At 42.9% G+C, this 478-nt stretch carries 1 protein-coding gene; it reads right to left on the bottom strand.

Going from position 1 to position 478, the window contains the following annotated elements; translation table 11 throughout:
- A partial coding sequence (locus tag ACXAH2_RS17175) for a transposase (RefSeq protein ID WP_475080170.1) occupies positions 1 to 424 on the bottom strand: 424 nt, incomplete at its 3' end.
- Between the last annotated feature and the right edge of the window lie 54 nt (positions 425 to 478).

The raw sequence follows: 478 nt of genomic DNA, 5'->3' as shown, positions 1-478 counted from the left end.
TATGTCCGCTGACGAGTTTCTTCTTCATGGCTTGAAGAACGATTTCATCAAAAATCTTCTGATACACATCAGACTCTTTAAAACGTCGAGTTCGATTCGCACTAAGAGTTGAAGCATCAGGTACTTTGTCCGTTAGACCTAAACCTAAGAACCAGCGGTAAGCCACATTGACTTGAACTTCACGAATGAGCTGACGTTCACTACGTATACCAAAGAGGTAGCCAATAAATAGCAGTTTGAACATGAGCGTTGGATCAAGGGCTGGACGGCCATTGTCTGCACAATAAAAATCCTTCACTACGTCATGCAAAAATGAAAAGTCGACAGTTCGATCAATCTTGCGAAGAAGATGATCACTTGGGACGAGTTCATCAATGGAGACAAACTCTAAAGTGGATTGGGTTTGGGGGCGTTCTTTAAGCATGAGACTATTATAAAAAGTCCCCGCACGAAGGCGAGGACTTTATCAGCAGTCTGA

It is taken from the genome of Marinomonas sp. ABL3_031, from assembly GCF_056161265.1.
Note: the sequence above shows the minus strand (reverse complement) of the source record. Positions and strands in the feature narration are given on the sequence as shown.